Source organism: Microbacterium karelineae, from assembly GCF_009745985.1.
Lineage (GTDB): Bacteria > Actinomycetota > Actinomycetes > Actinomycetales > Microbacteriaceae > Microbacterium > Microbacterium karelineae.
In genome coordinates this window covers 86,098-105,168 of sequence record NZ_WFIX01000190.1, presented here as the reverse complement: position 1 = coordinate 105,168, position 19,071 = coordinate 86,098, and the positions used below count along the sequence as shown (strand labels likewise).

At 71.4% G+C, this 19,071-nt stretch carries 16 protein-coding genes; 6 read left to right on the top strand and 10 right to left on the bottom strand.

Annotated elements, in window-relative coordinates:
* The first annotated feature begins 25 nt into the window (after nt 1-25).
* The 3 genes from GB932_RS13645 (at nt 26) to GB932_RS13635 (ending at nt 3,464) form a co-directional block, all read left to right on the top strand.
* Complete coding sequence (locus tag GB932_RS13645) at nt 26-1,414, top strand: MFS transporter (RefSeq protein WP_438616718.1); 1,389 nt, start codon at nt 26-28, stop codon at nt 1,412-1,414.
* A gap of 85 nt (nt 1,415-1,499) precedes the next feature.
* Nucleotides 1,500-2,363, top strand: coding sequence for an LLM class flavin-dependent oxidoreductase (locus GB932_RS13640; RefSeq protein ID WP_156761246.1), 864 nt, complete (start codon nt 1,500-1,502; stop codon nt 2,361-2,363).
* A gap of 75 nt (nt 2,364-2,438) precedes the next feature.
* Complete coding sequence (locus tag GB932_RS13635) at nt 2,439-3,464, top strand: LLM class flavin-dependent oxidoreductase (protein WP_156761245.1); 1,026 nt, start codon at nt 2,439-2,441, stop codon at nt 3,462-3,464.
* A gap of 22 nt (nt 3,465-3,486) precedes the next feature.
* On the opposite strand, the gene GB932_RS13630 is transcribed toward GB932_RS13635, so the two are convergent.
* The 6 genes from GB932_RS13630 to cofG are packed head-to-tail and all read right to left on the bottom strand — an operon-like array spanning nt 3,487 to nt 10,497.
* The gene (locus GB932_RS13630; protein WP_231916203.1) at nt 3,487-3,993 is read right to left on the bottom strand and encodes a methylated-DNA--[protein]-cysteine S-methyltransferase; all 507 of its coding nucleotides are present in this window, start codon (nt 3,991-3,993) and stop codon (nt 3,487-3,489) included.
* Nucleotides 3,994-3,997: 4 nt separating this feature from the next.
* Entirely contained in the window at nt 3,998-4,831 is an 834-nt protein-coding gene (locus GB932_RS13625; protein WP_156761244.1) for an inositol monophosphatase family protein, read from the bottom strand.
* Entirely contained in the window at nt 4,828-5,472 is a 645-nt protein-coding gene (gene cofC / locus GB932_RS13620; protein WP_156761243.1) for a 2-phospho-L-lactate guanylyltransferase, read from the bottom strand. The genes GB932_RS13625 and cofC overlap by 4 nt, the downstream gene beginning before the upstream one ends.
* A complete protein-coding gene (gene fgd, locus GB932_RS13615; protein WP_156761242.1) occupies nt 5,469-6,482 on the bottom strand; it encodes a glucose-6-phosphate dehydrogenase (coenzyme-F420) in 1,014 nt (337 codons plus the stop codon). The genes cofC and fgd overlap by 4 nt, the downstream gene beginning before the upstream one ends.
* Nucleotides 6,479-8,107: a flavin-containing monooxygenase gene (locus GB932_RS13610; protein ID WP_156761241.1), complete on the bottom strand. Its 1,629-nt coding sequence runs from the start codon at nt 8,105-8,107 to the stop codon at nt 6,479-6,481. The genes fgd and GB932_RS13610 overlap by 4 nt, the downstream gene beginning before the upstream one ends.
* Entirely contained in the window at nt 8,104-10,497 is a 2,394-nt protein-coding gene (cofG, locus tag GB932_RS13605; protein WP_156761240.1) for a 7,8-didemethyl-8-hydroxy-5-deazariboflavin synthase CofG, read from the bottom strand. Before cofG ends, GB932_RS13610 begins: the two co-directional genes overlap by 4 nt.
* 144 nt (nt 10,498-10,641) lie before the next feature.
* Between cofG and GB932_RS13600 the strand changes: the two genes are divergently transcribed.
* On the top strand, nt 10,642-11,025 hold the full coding sequence (locus GB932_RS13600; RefSeq protein ID WP_156761239.1) for a hypothetical protein: 384 nt from the start codon (nt 10,642-10,644) through the stop codon (nt 11,023-11,025).
* 17 nt (nt 11,026-11,042) lie between these two features.
* Here GB932_RS13600 and GB932_RS13595 read toward each other — a convergent pair whose 3' ends face one another.
* Together GB932_RS13595 and GB932_RS13590 are read right to left on the bottom strand one after the other, a co-directional pair.
* Nucleotides 11,043-11,375, bottom strand: a complete 333-nt coding sequence (locus GB932_RS13595; RefSeq protein WP_156761238.1) for a hypothetical protein — start codon at nt 11,373-11,375, stop codon at nt 11,043-11,045.
* A 111-nt stretch (nt 11,376-11,486) separates the two neighbouring features.
* Nucleotides 11,487-12,989, bottom strand: a complete 1,503-nt coding sequence (locus GB932_RS13590) for an ATP-binding cassette domain-containing protein (RefSeq protein ID WP_156761237.1) — start codon at nt 12,987-12,989, stop codon at nt 11,487-11,489.
* Nucleotides 12,990-13,055: 66 nt separating this feature from the next.
* On the opposite strand from GB932_RS13590, the gene GB932_RS13585 reads away from it, so the two are divergent.
* On the top strand, nt 13,056-14,144 hold the full coding sequence (locus GB932_RS13585; RefSeq protein WP_197517489.1) for an enoyl-CoA hydratase/isomerase family protein: 1,089 nt from the start codon (nt 13,056-13,058) through the stop codon (nt 14,142-14,144).
* A 180-nt stretch (nt 14,145-14,324) separates the two neighbouring features.
* Nucleotides 14,325-15,161, top strand: coding sequence for a TIGR03620 family F420-dependent LLM class oxidoreductase (locus GB932_RS13580; RefSeq protein WP_156761236.1), 837 nt, complete (start codon nt 14,325-14,327; stop codon nt 15,159-15,161).
* Between the two features lie 31 nt (nt 15,162-15,192).
* On the opposite strand, the gene GB932_RS13575 is transcribed toward GB932_RS13580, so the two are convergent.
* Nucleotides 15,193-17,277 carry an ABC transporter ATP-binding protein gene (locus GB932_RS13575; RefSeq protein WP_156761235.1) on the bottom strand — a complete coding sequence of 695 codons (2,085 nt, stop codon included), beginning with the start codon at nt 17,275-17,277 and terminating at the stop codon, nt 15,193-15,195.
* Nucleotides 17,274-19,016 (bottom strand): ABC transporter ATP-binding protein, encoded by a 1,743-nt coding sequence (locus GB932_RS13570; protein ID WP_156761234.1) that lies wholly within the window; start codon nt 19,014-19,016, stop codon nt 17,274-17,276. Before GB932_RS13570 ends, GB932_RS13575 begins: the two co-directional genes overlap by 4 nt.
* Between the last annotated feature and the right edge of the window lie 55 nt (nt 19,017-19,071).

Here is a 19,071-nt window from a genome sequence, read left to right as displayed (position 1 = left end):
TAGTTGAGGTTCTAGCGTCATCCGTATGACATCGGAAACAGGAGTGGTGCGGACCGCCGCGACCGACGCACCGGGAATCCTGAGCGGCATGTACTTCTGGGTCACGATCGGCGCGTGCGCGCTCGTGTTCCTCGGGGCATTCGAGTCGCTGGCGGTGACGACGGTGATGCCGGTGGTGAGCGCCGACCTCGGCGGCCAGCGCCTCTATGCCTTCGCCTTCGCGGGGCCCCTGGCCACCGGAGTCATCGGAATGGTGGCCGCGGGGAACTGGGCGGATCGCCGCGGACCCGCGGCGCCGCTGCACACGGCGGTCGCCGCGTTCGTGGCGGGCCTGCTCATCGCCGGGCTCGCGCCGAGCATGGAGGTCTTCGTCGCGGGGCGCTTCGTGCAGGGGCTGGGCGGCGGAGGGATGATGGTCGCGCTGTACGTCGTCGTGGCACGAATGTATCCGCAGGAGAGGCATCCGGCGATCTTCGCCGGCTTCGCCGCGGCGTGGGTCGTGCCGTCGTTGATCGGACCGACCATCGCCGCAGTCGTCACCGACGTGTGGAGCTGGCACTGGGTGTTCCTCGGCGTCGTCGTGCTCTCTCTCGTCGCGCTTCTCATGGTGGTGCCGGCGCTTCGCGGCCTGTCCGGCGGAGACGTGTCCGTCCCCCGGGCATTCGGACGGCTGGGATGGTCCATGCTCGCGGCGCTCGCCGTGCTCGCTCTGAACCTGGTCGGCGACATTCCGGGGATCGGGCCGGTGCTCGCCGCCATCGCCGTGATCGTCGCTTTGATCGCGGTGCGACCGCTGGTGCCGAGGGGCGCGCTGCGCGCGCGCAGGGGCCTGCCATCGGTCATCCTCGTGCGCGGACTCGTGGCCGGCGCCTTCTTCGGCACGCAGGTGTACCTGCCCTCGCTGCTCACGGACAGGTACGCGCTGACGCCGACCGTCGCCGGTCTGGCTCTGACAGGTGGCGCTCTGGCTTGGTCGATCGCGTCGACCGTGCAGGGGCGGCTGGGCGCTCGACTGCCGAACATCACCGCCCTGCGGATCGGCACGGCGTTCGTCCTGGTCGGCATCGCGATGGTGCTGGCGGCGGCCGTTCTCCAGTGGGGGGCGCTGGTCATCGCCGTGACGTGGATCATCGCCGGTGCGGGCATGGGGCTGATGAGCCCGAGAAGCAGTATGCTGACGCTGTCACTGTCGACACCCGCGAATCAGGGGTTCAACAGTTCGGCATTGACGGTCGCCGACTCGTTCGGCAGCGCGATGGTGCTGGCGGTCGCCGGGAGCCTGTTCGCCGCTCTGGCGACGGTCGCGGATCCGTTCGCCGCCGTGTTCTCCCTGGCCGGCGTGATCGCCGCGGCGGCGGTCGTCCTGGTGCCGAGGGTGTTCGGACGCCGCGCGCGTGCGGAGGCGGCGGCCTGAGGGCGATCATCCGGCGCTCTCGAGGTGCGCGACGCTCGAGGCGCCGCCGGTCCTGATGTCGGAGGCTCGGCGTAGCGTCGGCGGCATGAGATACGGATTCATCGGAAGCTACGGCAGCCCCGCGCAGCAGGTCCGGCTCGCGCGCGAGTGCGAGGCGCACGGGTGGGACGGATTCTTCACATGGGATGGGGTGAGCCTCGACGCGGGTGAGTTCGACGCGGGACCGACATGGGATCCGTTCGCGCTCCTCGGCGCGATCGCGGCCGTCACGGAGCGGATCACGTTGGGGGCGATGGTGTTCGCGGCGCCGCGCCGCCGCCCGTGGGAGCTCGCGCAGCAGGCCCTCACGGTCGACCACCTGTCGGGTGGGCGGCTCGTCCTGCCCGTCGGTCTCGGCGTGCCGATCGATCGGGCCTTCACCTCGGTGCATGAGCAGCCGGAGTCGCTGCGCGACCGTGCGCGGCTGCTCGACGATGTGCTCGGCTGGCTCGAGCGATCCTGGTCGACCGAGACGTTCGCCTACGAGGGCGACCGCATCGTGACGGGCGACTTCCAGTTCCCGCAGGCGCCCGTGAACGGGCGGATCCCCGTGTGGCCCGTGGGAGTGTGGGACGCCGCGCGACCGCCGCGGCGCAGCCTCGACCGAGCGCTGCGCTGGGATGGCATCGTGCCGCAGGTGCGCGGTGCCTCACCGGAGGACGCCGAGCCGAGCCCCGACGACATCGCGGCCCTGAGCCGCTGGGTCGCCGAGCACCGCGGCGACGCGGCGCAGCCGTTCGACATCGTCTTCCAGGGGCGCCTCGACGACGACCCCGCGGTCGCCGCCGAGCAGGCGCGCGCCGCGGAGGCGGCGGGCGTGACCTGGTGGATGGAGTCGTGGTGGGATCCGGCGACGGTCACGCCGGAATGGCTGCTCGAACGCGCTCGCCTGGGGCCGCCCACCGCGTAGGCCGCCCGGTGGTGACGCACCCCATCGATCTATATTCAAGAGAATAGAATCTCTGGGGAGGTCGTTGACGACGACATGACGACACTCGAACTCGGACTCGACACCTTCGGCGGCGTGACGCCCGGCCCCGACGGCGCCCCGCTGGCGCACCCGCAGGTGATCCGCGATCTCGTCGATGATGCGATCCTCGCCGACGAGACGGGGCTCGACTTCTTCGGGGTCGGCGAGCACCACCGCCCGGACTTCGCCGTCTCGAGCCCCGAGATGGTGCTCGCCGCGATCGCGTCGCGCACGGAGCGGATCCGCCTCGGCTCGGCCGTCACGGTGCTGAGCTCCGACGACCCCGTGCGCTTGTTCGAGCGCTTCGCGACACTCGACGCGGTCTCCAACGGCCGCGCCGAGATCGTCGCCGGCCGCGGATCGTTCACCGAGTCGTTCCCGCTCTTCGGTTACGACCTCACCCAGTACGAGGTTCTCTTCGAGGAGAAGCTCGAGCTGCTCTCGCGCCTTCTCACCGAGGAGCCCGTGACGTGGAGCGGCAGCACGCGTGCGGCGCTCGCCGACCAGAGGGTCTTTCCGACCACGGCCGGCGGGCTGAGGGCGTGGGTGGGCGTGGGCGGCAGCCCCGAGTCGGTCGTCCGCACCGCGCGGCACGGCTTCGGTCTCTTCCTCGCGATCATCGGAGGATCCGCCGCGCGCTTCGCACCCTACGTCGACCTCTTCCAGCGGGCACAGGACGAGCTCGGCGTCGCACACCAGCCGATCGCTGTGCATTCGCCCGGCCTGGTCGCTGAGACCGACGAGCGGGCGAGGGAGATCACGCGCCGCGGATGGATCGAGATGCGCACCCGCATGGGGCGGGAGCGCGGATGGCCGCCGCCCCAGATCGGCGACTTCGAGCGCGAGATCGAGGGCGGCGCGCTGTACGTCGGCGCGCCGGAGACGGTCGCTCGCAAGATCGCCGACACCGTCCGCACCCTCGGCGTCGACCGCTTCGACCTCAAGTACGACCAGTCGCAGGTCGGTCACGGCGACCTGACTCGATCGATCGAGCTCTACGGCACGAGAGTCGTGCCGATGGTGCGCGACCTGCTGAGCTGACGCCGCTCCGAGGGTGTCCCGGTCAGCGCACCGGGGCGCCCTCGAGCTCCAGCAGAAGCCGCTTGACGTCTTCGTTGCCGCCGTACTCGCCGAGGGATCCGTCGGAGCGGATGACGCGATGCGCGGGCACGACGAGCGTGATCGGGGTGAACCGGCAGGCCGTGCCGACCGCGCGCGCAGCGCGAGGGCGTCCGGCGATCTCGGCCACCTCGCCATAGCTCGCCGTCTGGCCGTACGGGATCTCGGCGACCGCCTGCAGCGCGGAGCGGGCGAAGCCCGTCACGAGCGACCAGTCGATCTCGACGTCGAACGCGCGGCGGTCGCCGTCGAAGTACTCACCCAGCTGCGCCCCGAGCCCCGCGACGTCGTCGCCCGTCGCCTCGAGGGATCCGCGCAGCTCGCGCGCGACCGACTCGACGACCCACATCGGATCCTCGGCCGTTCCGAGAGCGATGAGCGCATCCTCCGGCGTGAACACGGCGACGGCCGCCCCGATCGGCGTCGCCGTCACGGTGTACCTGTGCGTCACGGCGTCAGGCACGGGCGGCATCGCGACGCGCGCTGTGCTCGCGCATGATCCGTTCGATCAGCGGGAAGTCGGCGCCGCGGACGGCGCCGAAGTAGTGCGCGCCCAGGTGATCCGACCGGGCGGGCCGCTCCTCGCCCGCGGCGAAGGTGCGGTAGACGCCGCCCGCCTGCCGGAGGATGAAGGCGGCCGCGGCGACATCCCACGGGCTCGTGCCGAACGAGAACGTCGCGTCGGCCCAGCCCGCCGCCACGTGGCACAGCGAGATGGCGCTGCTGCCGAACGTGCGCACGTGCGCGAACGTCTCGAGCAGCTGCCCGAACGCGTCGAGGGCCTCGGCACGGGAGGTGCGCAGGTCGCGGTGCGAGACGAAGCCGGGGACGATCGTCGCGCGCTCGGGCGTCGTCGCTCCCTCGGCGCGGAGCGGATCGCCGTCGAGAAATGCCCCGCGCTCGTCCGCGAGGAACATCCGATCGGCGACCGGGTCGTACACGACGCCCGCGACGACCTCGCCGTCGACGGCGGCCGCGATGCTGACGGTCCACAGGGCGATGCCGCTCGCGAAGTTCGCGGTGCCGTCGATCGGGTCGATGTACCAGGTGACGTCGCCGTCGCCGGTCTCGCCGCCCTCCTCGCCCACGATGCGCGAGCCCGGAACCTCGCGTTCGATGACCTCGCGGACATGCTCCTCGCTGCGCTTGTCGAACAGCGTGACCGGGTCGTGGAAATCGGCCTTCTCGTCGATGACGAGGTCTCGGCTGCGGAAGCCCTCGAGGGCGATCGCCCCGGCGCCGCGGGCAGCGGTCTCGGCGATCCGCGCGAGATGGACGGAGGTCGTCATGCGGCGGATGAATCCTCCCGCTCGGTGCGGTTCCGGAGGGCCGCCTCGAGCAGCGCGCTCGTGCGCGGGCCGAGCCCGAGCGCGTGCGCGTCGCGCATCTGATCGGCGGTGTCGACGTCGCGCCGCACCGTGGAGGTCGTCGGAATGTCGAGGAGGACGTGGCCGGCGTCGGCGTGACGGCGCGCGGAGTCGGATCCGAAGTGCGGCTCGTAGGTCGCCGGCGTGCGCCACGTGACGAGCACGGATCCCGCGTTCTCGGCATCGGCGACGACCGCCCGATCCTCCGCGGTCGCGGCGAGGAGCGCGCGATCGAGATCGCGGCTCGTCAGCGCCGGCAGATCGCCGAGCATCGCCGCCCGCGCGTCGTTCTGCGCCTGCTCGAGGCCCGCGCGCACCGCGCCGTTGAGACCCATGCCCGGATCCGGGATCCACCGGGCCGACGTGATCTGATCCACGCCCGCCTGGACATCGGCGTCACCCGTGACGACGATCACCTCGTCGACGGCGTCGGCGTTCGCCGCCGCGGCGATCGTGTCGAGCGCGATCGCCAGCGCGAGCTGGGGCCGGTCCGCGTCGGGGAGCTCGAGCCGGGACTTGCCGGCGGCGGTCGTCTTGACGGGGATGACGACAGACCACTTCACGAGGCCACCCCGGCGCGCAGCTTCGGCAGGACCTCGCGGCCGTACAGCTCGAGGAAGTCGGCCTGATCGTGGCCGGGGTCGTGGAAGACGAGGTGCGTGAAGCCCAGGTCGAGATACCTCTGGATCTCGGCGACGTGCTCGTCGGGATCGTCCGAGACGATGAAGCGGCTCGCCGCACGCTCGATCGGCAGCTCCTGGGCGAGGCGCTGCATCTCGATGGGGTCGGACGTGCCCATCTTCTCCTCGGGGCTGAGCGCGAGCGGCGCCCAGAAGCGCGTGTTCTCGAGGGCCTTCTGGCGGTCGGGACGCAGCGACACCTTCACCTCGAGCATGCGATCCACGGATCCCGGCTCGCGGGATCCCCTCTCGAGGCCCTCCTCGAACGCGGGGATGAGCTTGTCGGTGTACAGCCCGGGCGCCTTTCCGCTCGTCGTGATCCACCCATCGGCCATACGGCCCGCGAGGCGGGTCGCGGCAGGACCGGAGGCGCCGATGTAGATCGGCACCTCCTGATCGGGACGGTCGTAGATCGTCGCGTTCTGCACCGAGTAGTACGTGCCGTCGTAGGTCACGCGCTCGCCGCGCCACAGCTCGCGGATCAACAGGATCGCCTCCTTCATGCGCTGGAAGCGCTCGGGGGGATCCGGCCAGGTCTGGCCGAGCGTGACCTCGTTGAGGGCCTCGCCCGTGCCGACGCCGAGGATCATGCGGCCCGGATGCATCGCGCCGAGGGTGCCGAACGCCTGCGCGATGACGCCGGGGTGATATCGGAACGTGGGCGTGAGGACGGAGGTGCCGAGCAGGACGCGACTGGTCGCCTCGCCGACCGAGCCCAGCCACGGCAGCGCGGCGGGGGCGTGCCCGCCCTCGTGCATCCACGGCTGCAGGTGATCGCTGAGGAAGACGGAGTCGAAGCCGTTCTCCTCGGCGCCGACCGCGTAGTCGAGCAGCTCGCGCGGCGCGAACTGCTCGGAAGAGGCCTTGTATCCGAATCGGAAGGGGACGGTCATGTGGTGACTCCTTCGTTCTGGAGGGCAGGCGCCCCGACGGGGCGTGCGCGCGCGAGGCGTGCGCGGAAGTCGGCGACGGTGCCGGGCCAGAGCAGGGTGAGCCTGCCGCTGCGATCGTCAACGTACCAGTTGGCGCACCCACCCGTCAGCCAGGGGGTGCGCGTCGCGCGTTCCGCGATCTCCTGCGTCGACGCCTCCTCGGCGGCGTCCGTGACGCGGATCGGTCCGGGGAACGCGAACGGCGCGGCCGCACGCTCGGCGATGAGGCCGGCGGCCAACTCCGCCTGCGCCTCCGAGAGCAGCACCGACGAGTTGTGCCCGAGCGACGCGTTCGGGCCGTTGAGAACGAACAGATTGGGGAAGCCGGCGACGAGCGTCGAGGCGACGGCCGTCATGCCGCGTGACCAGTGCGCGTCGAGGGTCGTCCCGCGCTCGCCCGTGACGAGCGCCGCGTATGGCTGGCGGGACGTCTCGAAGCCCGTGGCGAGGACGATCATGTCGGCCGAATGCCGCGCGCCCGACGCGGAGACGAGCTCGGATCCCCGCACCTCCGCGAGCGCGGACGGCTCGAGCGTGATCGCGCCGCTCGCGATCGCGGGGTAGAAGTCGTCGCTGAGCAGCACGCGCTTGCAGCCGAAGGCGTAATCGGGTGTGAGGGCGCGGCGCAGCTCGGCGTCGGGAACCTGCCGGGCGAGGTGGTCGAGCGCCACCTGGCGCATCTCGGCGGCGGCGACCGCGTCGCCCGAGCGCGACGCGAACCGCGCCTCGCCCTCCGCATGGAGCCGCGCGCGGTGCTCCGCGAGGGCCGAGGGATCCGACTCGAAGCGCCGCATGTCGGCGGCGTCGACGGGGTGGTCGCCGCGCGGCACGATCCACGCGGGAGTGCGCTGGAAGAGCGTCACCTGCGCGCCCCGGCGGGCGAGCTCCGGGACGAGCTGGATCGCCGTGGCGCCCGTGCCGACCACGGCGATGCGGCGCCCCGCGAGATCGTGGTGGGGCGCCGTCGTGTGGTCCCAGCGCGACGAGTGGAACAGCGGGCCGCTGAAGGTGCCGAGGCCGGTGATCTCCGGGATCCTCGGCTCGGTGAGGCGCCCGGCCGCGAGCACGAGATGGTCCGCGACGACCTCGCCCTCCCCTCCCCAGCACAACGCAGTCGATTCGGCGCCCGGTGCCGCGAGGGACGGGTTTCCGGGCGGCCGGGCCGACGGATCGACTGCATTGTGTTGGAACGATCCGGGGTGAGACGGCCCGGGGTAGGGGGAGCCGGGCTGGAGGGACACTCGCCAGGCGCCGTCGTGCCAGCGGGCGGAGGTGAGCGCCGTGCCGAGCATCAGGTGCTGCTCCAGGCCCTCCTCGGCGACGATGCGCTCGAGATAGGCCTGGATCTCGCGCCCCGGAGCGAACACGCGCGACCATCGCGGCCACGGGTGGCTCTCGAGCCCGTACAGGTGCGAGGGCACGTCGCACGCGATGCCGGGATACGTGTTGTCGCGCCAGGTGCCGCCCACGCGTGCGGCGCGCTCGACGATCACGAACGACTCGACGCCCGCCTCGCGCAGCGCCAGCGCCTGCGCGATTCCGGCGAAGCCGGCGCCGACGATGACGGCGTCCACGTGCAGGGTCATGCGGCGGACACCTCGCCGTAGGTCGTGGTCCGCCGCCGCAGGGGGCGGAACAGCGGCTTCACGAGGGCGCGCGCCGCGTCGAGCGGCAGCTCCTGGCCCGCCTCGACACCGCTCTCGGCGCCGATCCTGCCGTCGCGCAGCGTGCCGCCGAGGTCGTCGCCGCCCGCGCGCAGCAGCTCGGCGGTCGTGGCCCGGCCGTGCCGCGTCCACGGCAGCTGGATGTGGGGGATGATGCCGGTCAGCATCAGCCGCGACACGGCGACCATCGCGCGGTGCTCGTCGAGTTCGCCGCGCCCCGCGACGAGGGGGCGCCCCCAGCCCGGCATCGGGATCGGCACGAATTCGGTGAATCCGCCCGTCAGCCGTTGGATGCGGATCAGCTCGCGCAGGTGATCTATGCGCTCCGCCGCGGTCTCGACATGGCCGTAGAACAGCACCGAGCTCGACGAGAAGCCGGCGCGGTGCGCGGCGGTGATCGTCGAGATCCAGCGATCGATCTCGAGGTCGTTCGGGCTCACCTCGCGGCGCACGCGCTCGCTGAGGATCTTCACACCCGTGCCGGGCATCGTGTCGACGCCCGCCTCGCGCAGGGCCGTGAGCGCGCCGCCGAGGCCGAGGCCCGCGCGGTCGGCGAGGTCGGCGACGTCCTGCGGGCGGAACGCGTGCAGGTGGATCCCGGGCGTCTCGCGGCGGATCGTGCGCGCGATGTCGAGATAGCCTCCCGGACCGCCGGGGACGAGCCCCTGCACGCATATCTCGGTGAGCCCGAGGTCCGCGGCATCGCGAGCCATCTCCGCGAGCAGAGGGAGGTCGAATCCGCCCGGATCCGCCGACCCGAACAGCGTCGAGGCGATGTTGCGGTTGTCGACGATGCTGACGGCCTCGCCGACCGTGTACCGGCGCACATCGTCGGCAGTCTGGACGACGGCCTCGAGCTCGTCGCCGGTCGCGGTGAGGAGGCGGATCCACTCGTCGTCCTCGAGCGACGCCGGATCCTGCGCCGCGCGCTCGACGACGGCCGCGATGAGCCCGCCGGGCGCCGGCTCGAGAGGGTCGCCAGGAAAGGCGATTGCGTCCCCCTCCGCGCTGGCCTTCTCCGGCGACTCCAGGGATCCGGGCACACGGTCGCCAGAAGATGCCGGTGCGGGCGCGCTCGCGGTGGCATCATCTGGCGACCCATCCTCGCGGGCGAGGCCGGTCTCAGGGTCGCGCAGGGCGTCGACGGCGTCGCGCAGGGCGGGGGAGATCCAGTCGTCCCCGAGGAACTCGGGGTGGGCCGTGAGGCGCTCACGCAGCGTGAAGCCGAGCTCCGCCGTGCGCGCCGCGAGGTCGTCGAGGTGCGGCCACGGGCGCTCGGGGTTGACGTGATCGGCCGTGAGCGGCGAGACGCCGCCCCAATCGTCCGCCCCCGCCCGGGCCAGCATCTCGAGCTCGACGAGGTCCTGCAGGTTCGGCGGCACCTGCACGCGCATCCTGGGCCCGAACACGAGGCGCGTGACGGCGACGGCCGCGACGTACTCGAGGAGCTGCGCATCGGGCGCGTTCTGCATCGCGGTGCGCGGCTTCGCCCGGAAGTTCTGCACGATGATCTCCTGCAGGTGCCCGTGCCGCTCGTGCGCGTCGCGCAGCGCGATCATCGACTCGGCGCGGTCGCGCAGCGTCTCGCCGATCCCGACGAGGATCCCCGTCGTGAACGGGATCCGCGCGCGTCCCGCGTCGTCGAGGAGCCTCAGCCGCACCTCCGGGTCCTTGTCGGGCGATCCGTAGTGCACCTCGCCGCGGTTCTCATAGAGCGCCCGCGACGTCGTCTCGAGCATGACTCCCATCGACGGCGCGACGTCGCGCAGCGGCGCGAGCTCGTCGGGGCGCATGACGCCGGGGTTGAGATGGGGGAGCAGCCCCGTCTCCTCGCGGATCAGGCGCGCCATGGCGCCGACATAGTCGAGCGTGGACGCATAGCCGTGCTCGTCGAGCCAGGCGCGTGCCTCGGGCCAGCGATCCTCGGGGCGGTCGCCGAGGGTCAGCAGGGCCTCCTTGCAGCCGAGCGCCTGTCCCTGACGCGCGACGGCGAGGACCTGGGCCGCGCTCATGTACGCGGGCTTGCGCTTTGCGAGCAGCTGACCCGGGGTGTCGACGAACACGCAGTAGTGGCAGCGGTCGCGGCACAGGGTCGTGAGCGGGATGAACACCTTGCGCGAGTAGGTGATCACGCCGGCACGGCCCGCGCGCGCGAGCCCCTCGTCGCGCGTGTGCGCCGCGAGATCGAGCAGGCGTTCGAGCTCACCGCCCGCCGCATGGAGGAGGGCCTCGGCGTCGTCTGCTTCGAGGCGCTCGCCGCGTGCGGCGCGTGCGAGCGCGCCGGCGGTCAGGGAACCATCCACGAGGGTCATCGCGTCAAGTCTTCCACTGGAGAGGGCGGGGGGGGCTCGCGAGCGGTGCAGGTTTTCTCGAACGGGCGCGGATCCGTGCGCCGATCGGCGGGATGTGCGCCGTTCGCACGGCCCGAGCCGCCGTGCAGTGACAGGATGGGAGCCATGGCCAGGCTGCTCGTGGACACCGACACCCTCGAGGTGCAGCTCGCTCCCCTCGAGCGAGCTCTCTCCCGCCGCAAGGACGTCGTGCGCGTCGACCGGTCGCTCATCGCGAAGGTCCAGCTCACGGACGAGCCGTTCACGTGGCTGAGGGGCGTGCGCGCGCCCGGCACGCATGTGCCCGGGCGCCTCGCCTACGGCACATGGCGCTCGGTGTTCGGCGACGACTTCGCCGCCGTCCGCGAGGGGCGTCCCGGCGTCGTCATCGACCTCGAGGGCCACGGCGAGTTCGAACGGATCGTGCTCACGACGCGGCATGGTGTCGGCCTCGTGAAGGCGCTGCAACGCGATGGCGACGACGTCGGTGACGTGGCGCAGCTCGACTGACGCCCGCGCGGGCCCGCCTACTGGGGGTCGGATCCGCCCATGAGCCGGCGGGTGGCCGCCGACATGTCCTTATCGAGCGCGTCGATGCGGGTCGTGAGGCGGGCCTCGATGCTGTCGATCTTCGCGTCGAGCCGCGATTCGACCGCGTCGATCTTGTGGTGCACGGCCTCGAAGCCGCCACGCATCTCGGCACGCAGGCCGTCGAGCTGGCCGCCCAGTTCGCCCTGCACGCCGCCGATCTCGGCGCGGATCAGCCGCGCTGTCATGACGTGCAGCACGCCGATCACGCTGAACATGACGGTGGCGAAGATGCCCATCATCACCCAGACCTGCGATTCCGCCATCGTCATCGCTCCATTCTCGTCCGATGCCACGAGGATGTCACGAGCGCGTCGCGGATTCAGCTGATTCGCGGACCTGTGGAGAACAGGTTCGCGCGGCCTGTGGACAACTCGGTCGGGTCAGTCTGCGTCGTCGTCCAGCGCCGAGAAGCTCGCGGCCGGAAAGGCCGTGGTCGCCACGGCCTCAGAAGCCGCAGCTCCGTCGTCGAACATCGCCCGCAGCTGCGCCTCCCACTCGTCCTCGTCGGCGACGCGCTCCTCCTGCGCAGCGTCGTCTGTGGTCTCGCCGTCCTCCGCACCGTCCGCGGGCGGGACGTCGCTGGCGTCGATGGGCGACTCCGCGCCGTCAGCGGCGGCCTCGGCAGGCGACTCGTCGTCTTCCGACTCGTCGTCCGAACGGAGGCCGTGGACGAGGCCCGCGAGTCCCGCCGCGCCGGGCAGCGCGACCGCGCCGGCGGCGACGCCTGTCGCGGCGCCGCGGGCGGTCTCGTCATCGTCGTCGACCGCATCTACGTCGTCGACGAGGTCCGACTGCGGGGATCCGTCGTCGTCGGCCGCATCATCGGCTTCCGCCGACGGGGCGTCGCCATCCGCGGCGACGTCGCCGCCCTCGGCGGGATCCGCCGCGGCCGCGCCCGACTCCTCGCCGAAGAGCTCCGCGGCCGCGCCCGGGTCGAGCGCGGCGGTGCGCGCGGGCGCCGACCACGAACCGTCGATGATCTGCAGGTAGATGTCCTCGAGCGACGGGCCACGGTGCGTGAGCGTCGTCAGGGCGACACCGGCGCCCGCCGCGAGCGATCCGATCTCGGTCGTCGTCGTGTCATCGATCGCCACGCCCGAGCGCAGCACGCGGTACTCGAGCCCGGCCTCATCGAGCGCCGCCGTGAGCGCGGCGCGATCGTCGGCGTCGACGGTCACGAGCCCGCCCTCGGTCTCGCTGAGCAGCTCGATCGGCCCCTCGAAGAGCAGGCGTCCCTCGCTGAGCACGACGAGGGAGTCGGCGACCTGCTCGACCTCGCTGAGCAGGTGAGACGACATCAGGACCGTGCGTCCCTCATCGGCGAACCGGCGCATGAGGAGGCGGATCCAGCGGATCCCCTCGGGGTCGAGGCCGTTCGCGGGCTCGTCGAAGACGAGGACGTTCGGGTCGCCGAGCAGCGCCTCGGCCACGGCGAGGCGGTGCTTCATCCCGAGCGAGAGGCTGCCGATGCGCATGTCGTGCATCTCGCCGAGGCCGACGATCGTGAGGACCTCGCGCACGCGGCCAGAGCCGACGCCGACGCGGCGCGCCGCCTTCGCGAGGTGCTTCGCGACGGTCTTGCGACGTGAGCGCTCGAGGGGCGCGATCGACATCACGGCGCCGATCGACGCCGCTGGGCGCACGATGCGCTGGTACTCGGTGCCGCCGATCGTCGCGCGTCCGCGCGTCGCGCGCAGGTCGCCCAGCAGGATCCGCAGCGTCGTCGTCTTCCCGGCGCCGTTCGGCCCGAGGAACGCCGTGACGCGGCCCGGGTCGACGCGGGCGGTCAGCCCGTCGACAGCGGGAGCGTCGCCGAACACCATCGTCACATCGGCGAATTCGATCACCTTGCCGTCGCTCACGCGCACCTCCTTCAGAAACATGCGTACGCCTATATCTTCGCCGATGCGGCGGATGGGTGTGGGACCCGCGCCCGGTAACGTGGCGGCGTGACCCCGAATGACGTCGACGAGCGCATCCTCATCCGCACGCACAGCGCCCTCGGTCGCATCACGATCGACCGCCCGCGGTCCCTGGGTGCGGTCGACACCTCGATGCTGCGGGCCATCGGATCCGCGTTGGATGCCTGGCGAGACGACGCCGACATCGACACCGTGCTGATCGACGCCACGAGCGATCGCGGCTTCTGCGCGGGTGGTGATGTGCGGCGCCTCCACGGGGCGATCATGGCGGGCGACACCGACCTCGCCGAGGAGTTCTTCCGGGTCGAGTACCGGCTCGATGCGGCGCTCGCGGAGTACCCGAAGCCGATCGTCGCGTTCGCCGACGGTGTCACGATGGGCGGCGGCATCGGGCTGGCGGGGCAGGCGGCCGTGCGCATCGTCACGGAGACCTCGGTTCTCGCGATGCCCGAGACGCGCATCGGATTCACGCCCGACGCCGGCGGATCCTGGCTGCTCGCGCACGCCCCGGGGCGGGTCGGTGAATACCTCGCGCTCACGAGCGACACGATGAACGCGGCCGACGCGATCTACGCGGGCTTCGCGGATCAGTTCGTCCGGCGGGCGGATCTCGAGGCCGTGCGCGACGCGCTCGAGACCCGTGCGGATCCCTCGACCCCCACGGAGCTCGTCATGCTCTTCGACGAGACCCCGGACGAGAGCGACTTCGTCGCCGCCCGTGCGTGGATCGACGACGCCTTCGCGCGCGATTCCGTCGCCGAGGTGCGCGGGCGCCTGCGCGAGCTGGCGGGGGATCCGCGCTGGCGCGACGCGCCGCGTTCGCCCGCCGCCGCGCTCGCGGCGCTCGACGAGCGCCCTCCCGTGGCGCTCGCGGTCACGCTCGCCGCGATCCGCTCGTCCCGCGCCCTGCCGAACCTGCGCGCCGCGCTCGAGCAGGAGTTCCGCCTCGTCGACTGGTTCGTGCACACACAGCCCGACATGCTCGAGGGGATCCGCGCGCAGATGATCGACCGCGATGCGTCCCCGCGCTGGTCGCCGGCGACGCTCGGGGAGCTCCCGGCCGACATCATCGGGCGCGCCTTCGCGCACGAGCCGGCCGCGCCGCTCTTCGCGTGAACCGAGCCGCCGGAGGGCCCCTCGAATCGGCCGCGTGATGGGCGGATCCGATGTCGCCGTCCGCCGTCGAGCCGGCCGCGCTTCGGCGCGCGATGTTCGTCACGCGACACCCGCCCGTCACCTGCCGTGCGTAGGGTGGGGCGCCAAGGATGACCGCATCTCGGCCGGGAAGGCACCTCGATGGTCAGCAGGAAGCAGTTCGGAACGTACGGAGTATGGCTCGCGGAGAACCGGTGGACGCCGGGGACCGCGGCGGTCGCCGAGCGCCTGGGCTATCGCACCCTCTGGATCGGCGGGTCACCCGCGGCGGAGCTCGAGAGCGTCGAGGCGGTGCTCAACGAGACCGAGCACGTGCTCGTCGCGACGGGCATCGTGAACGTCTGGAACGCGGATCCCGTCGAGGTCGCCGCGTCGTATCTGCGGATCTCCGAGGAGCACCCCGGCCGCCTCGTCGTCGGCATCGGATCGGGGCACCGCGAGGCGACTCCGCACCGCGCGAAGCCCCTGACGGCGCTGCGCGAATACCTCGACGTGCTCGACGCGGAGGGCGTTCCCGCCGACGCGCGGCTGCTCGCAGCGCTGGGAGACAGAACCCTCGCGCTCGCCGCCGACCGCTCGATCGGCGCGCACCCGTACCTCACGACGCCCGCCCACACGGCGCACGCGCGCGGCGTCCTGGGCGACGCTCTGCTCGCGCCCGAGCTGAAGGTGTCGCTCGCGCCCACCGCCGCGGATGCCCGCGGGGTCGCCCGGAGGTATCTCGAGCGCTACTTCCGGCTCGAGAACTACGTCTCGGCGCTCACGCGGTTCGGCGTCGACGAGTCGGAGTTCGACGCGGGCGGATCGGACGAGCTCATCGACCTCGTCGCCGCGAACCCCGACGCGGCCGCGGCCGCGGCCGGCGTCGGGGCGCACCTCGCGGCGGGCGCCGATCATGTGAGCGTGCAGCCGATCGGCGAGGATGTGCTCGGCGACCTCGAACGCGTCGCCGACGCCGTCGGCATCACCCGGGAGTAGGGGGGGCGCCGGCCGAGCCGGCGCCCCCGACTCAGGACTCGTCGGCCGGCTCGGGCGGCCCGCCTACGACGGGCACCTCTGCGGTGCCGAGCGACTCCTCGATCGCCTCGACCTCGTCGAGGTCGACGGCCGCGTGCTCGAACTGGCTCTGGTACAGCCGCCAGTAGGCGCCGCGCCGCGAGATGAGCTGCTCGTGGTCGCCCTGCTCGACGATCGACCCGTGCTCCATCACGAGGATGAGGTCGGCGTCGCGGATCGTCGACAGGCGGTGCGCGATGACGAACGATGTGCGCCCCTCGCGCAGCGCCGCCATCGCGTGCTGCAGCAGCAGCTCGGTGCGGGTGTCGACCGAGCTCGTCGCCTCGTCGAGGATGAGCACCTGCGGCCGACGCACGAACGCGCGCGCGATCGTGATGAGCTGGCGCTCGCCCGCCGAGACGTTCGCGGCGTCCTCCTCGAGGACCGTGTCATAGCCCTCGGGGAGCGAGTGCACGAAGCGGTCGACGTATGTCGCCTCGGCCGCCGCCTGCACCTCCTCGTCGGTCGCGCCCTCGTTGCCGTAGCGGATGTTGTCGCGGATGGATCCCGCGAACAGCCACGGATCCTGCAGCACCATCCCCGTACGCGAGCGCAGGTCGGCGCGCGTCATCTCGCCGACGTCCTGGCCATCGAGTCGGATCGCTCCGCCGTCGAGCTCGTAGAACCGCATGAGCAGGTTCACGAGGGTGGTCTTGCCGGCTCCCGTCGGGCCGACGATCGCCACGGTGTGGCCCGGTTCGACCCGGAACGACAGGTCGTCGATGAGCGGCTGGTCGTCGGTGTAGGCGAACCGCACGTTCTCGAACTCGATGACGCCCGCGCCGTCTTCCGGCGTCGTGGGGGCGTCGTCGGCGTCGGCGTCCTCCTCGTCTTCATCGAGGAGGGCGAAGACCCGCTCGGCGGACGCGGTGCCCGACTGGACGACGGGCACCATGCCGCCGAGCTCGGTGAGGGGCTGCGTGAACTGCTGCGAGTACTGCACGAACGCCTGCACGTCCCCGATGCGGATCTGGCCGCCCGCGACCATGATGCCGCCCAGGACGGCGATGCCCGCGTAGGTCAGGTATCCGACGAACTGCATCGACGGCATCATGACGCCGGAGAGGAACTGCGCCTTGAAGGCGGCGCGGTAGAGCTCTTCGTTCTCGTCGCGGAACGCCTCGCTGACGGCCTTCTCCCGGCCGTAGACCTTGACGAGCGCGTGGCCGGAGAACGACTCCTCGACGCGCGAGTTGAGGCGGCCGACCTTCTTCCACTGCGTCTGGAAGGCCTTCTGCGACTTGGGGCCGATGACGCCCATGATGATGCCGATGAGCGGCAGGGCGACGAGGGCGACGAGCGCGAGCTGCCACGAGATCGAGAACATCATGCCGATGACGCCGACGACCATCAGGAGCGATGTGAGCGCGCCCGACAGCGACTGCTGCAGCGTCTGGGTCATGTTGTCGACGTCGTTCGTCACGCGGCTGATGAGCTCGCCGCGCTGCACCTTGTCGAAGTAGCTGAGCGGGAGGCGGTTGACCTTCGCCTCGATCTGCTCGCGCAGGCGCCACATCGTGCGCACCATGATCACGTTGATGATGTAGCCCTGCACCCACTGCAGGAGGGCGGATGCGATGTAGATCGACATCGCCCAGACCACGACGACGCGCAGCCGGTCGAAATCGACCCCCTCGCCGGGGGCGAAGTTGTTCATCGCCGCCACCATGTTGGCGAACTCCTGTTCGCCGGCCGCCTCGAGTGCGGCGACGACCTCGTCCTGGCTCATGCCGGCGAAGTTCGCGCCCATCGTCGCCGACATGACGCCCTCGAACACGACGTTCGTGGCCTCGCCGAGCACCTTGGGGCCGGCGACGGCGAGCACGACGCCGATCGCCCCGAGGACGGACGCGAAGATGAACGCCCACTTGTAGGGGGCGAGCAGGCGCAGGAAGCGGACGAAGCTCGGCCAGAAGTTCTCGGGCCGACCGCCCGCGGGACCCTCCCAGCCGCCGCCCTCCTGGCGCGCCTTCTCGGCGAGCTCGGCCTCGATCCGCTCCTGGTCGGTGAGGGCCTCGTCCTGTGTCGTGGTGCTCACGCTCCCACCCCGCTCTCATCGGCGCTCATCTGGGATTCGACGATCTCCTGGTAGGTGGTGCTCGTCTCGAGGAGCTGCTCGTGTGTGCCGATCCCGGCCATCTTCCCGTCGTCGATGACGACGATGCGGTCGGCGTCGGTGATCGTCGACACGCGCTGCGCGACGACGATCTTCGTGACGCCGGGAAGCTCGCGCCAGAGGGCCTGACGCAGGCGCGCGTCGGTCGTGAGGTCGAGCGCCGAGAACGAGTCGTCGAACACGAGGACATCGGGCTGATGCACGATCGCGCGGGCGATCGCGAGCCGCTGGCGCTGACCGCCCGAGACGTTCGTGCCGCCCTGGGCGATGAGAGTGCCGAGCCCCTCGGGCTTCTCGCGCACGAAATCGGCGGCCTGGGCGATCTCGAGCGCGTGCCACAGCTCGTCGTCGGTCGCCTCCTCGCGCCCGAACCGCAGGTTCGTCGCGATCGTGCCGCTGAACAGGAACGGCCGCTGCGGGACGAGGCCGATGCCCGTCCACAGCACGTCGAGGTCGGCACGGGCGACGTCGACGCCCTGCACGCTCACGGACCCGCCCGTCGCGTCGAACAGGCGGGGGATGAGCGAGATCAGCGTGGTCTTGCCGGCCCCGGTCGACCCGATGATGGCGACGGTCTCGCCCGGCTCGGCGCGGAAGGAGATGCCCGAGAGCACGGGCTGTTCGGCGCCGGGGTAGGTGAACGACACGTCGTCGAACTCGACGCGACCCGGCGCGGGCATCTCGGTGACGGGGCGCTCGGGGCGCACGAGCGTGGTCTCGCTCGCGAGCACCTCGCCGATGCGATCGGCCGACACGGCGGCGCGCGGGATCATGATCGCCATGAAGCTGGCCATCATGACGCCGCCGAGGATCTGCCCGACGTACTGCATGAAGGCGAAGAGCGTGCCGATCTGCGTGTTGCCCGCGTCGACCTCGATGCCGCCGAACCACACGACGCCGACGATCGTCACGTTGAGCACGAGCATGACGAGCGGGAACATGAGCACGAACAGCGAGCCGACCTTGCGCCCGACGACCATGATGTCGGTGTTGGCGAGCCGGAAGCGCTCCTCTTCGATGGCCTCGCGCACGAAGGCGCGCACGACCCGCACCCCCGTGAGCTGCTCGCGCATGACGCGGTTGACGGCGTCGAGCTTCGACTGGTAGCTGCGGAACAGCGGCACCATGCGGCTGATGATCGCCGCGGCGACGATGAGCAGCGCGGGGATCGACACCGCGAGGATCCAGCTGAGCCCGACGTCCTGGCGGACGGCCATGATGATGCCGCCGATCGCCATCATGGGAGCCATGACGAGCATCGTCGCGCCCATCATGGCGAGCATCTGCACCTGCTGCACGTCGTTCGTGTTGCGTGTGATGAGCGAACCGGCGCCGAACGTCGACACCTCGCGCTCGCTGAAGCCCGAGACGCGCGTGAAGACGTCGTCGCGGATGTCGCGGCCGACGCTCATGGCGGCGCGCGCGGCGCAGAAGGTCGCGACGATCGCGGCGAGGATCTGTCCGAGCGCGACGAGCAGCATCCACATGCCCGTGCGGATGATGTACGGCACGTCGCCGGCCGCGACGCCCTGATCGATGATGTCGGCGTTGAGGGTCGGCAGGTAGAGGGCGGCGAGCGCGGAGACGAGCTGGAAGACCAGCACCCCCGCGAGCAGGACTTTGTATCGCCCGAGATAGCGGACGAGGAGTTTCCAGAGCACGAGAGAAGCCAACCACGCACCCCTGACAAACGAAAGGCTCCCCGGGTTCGTGGAC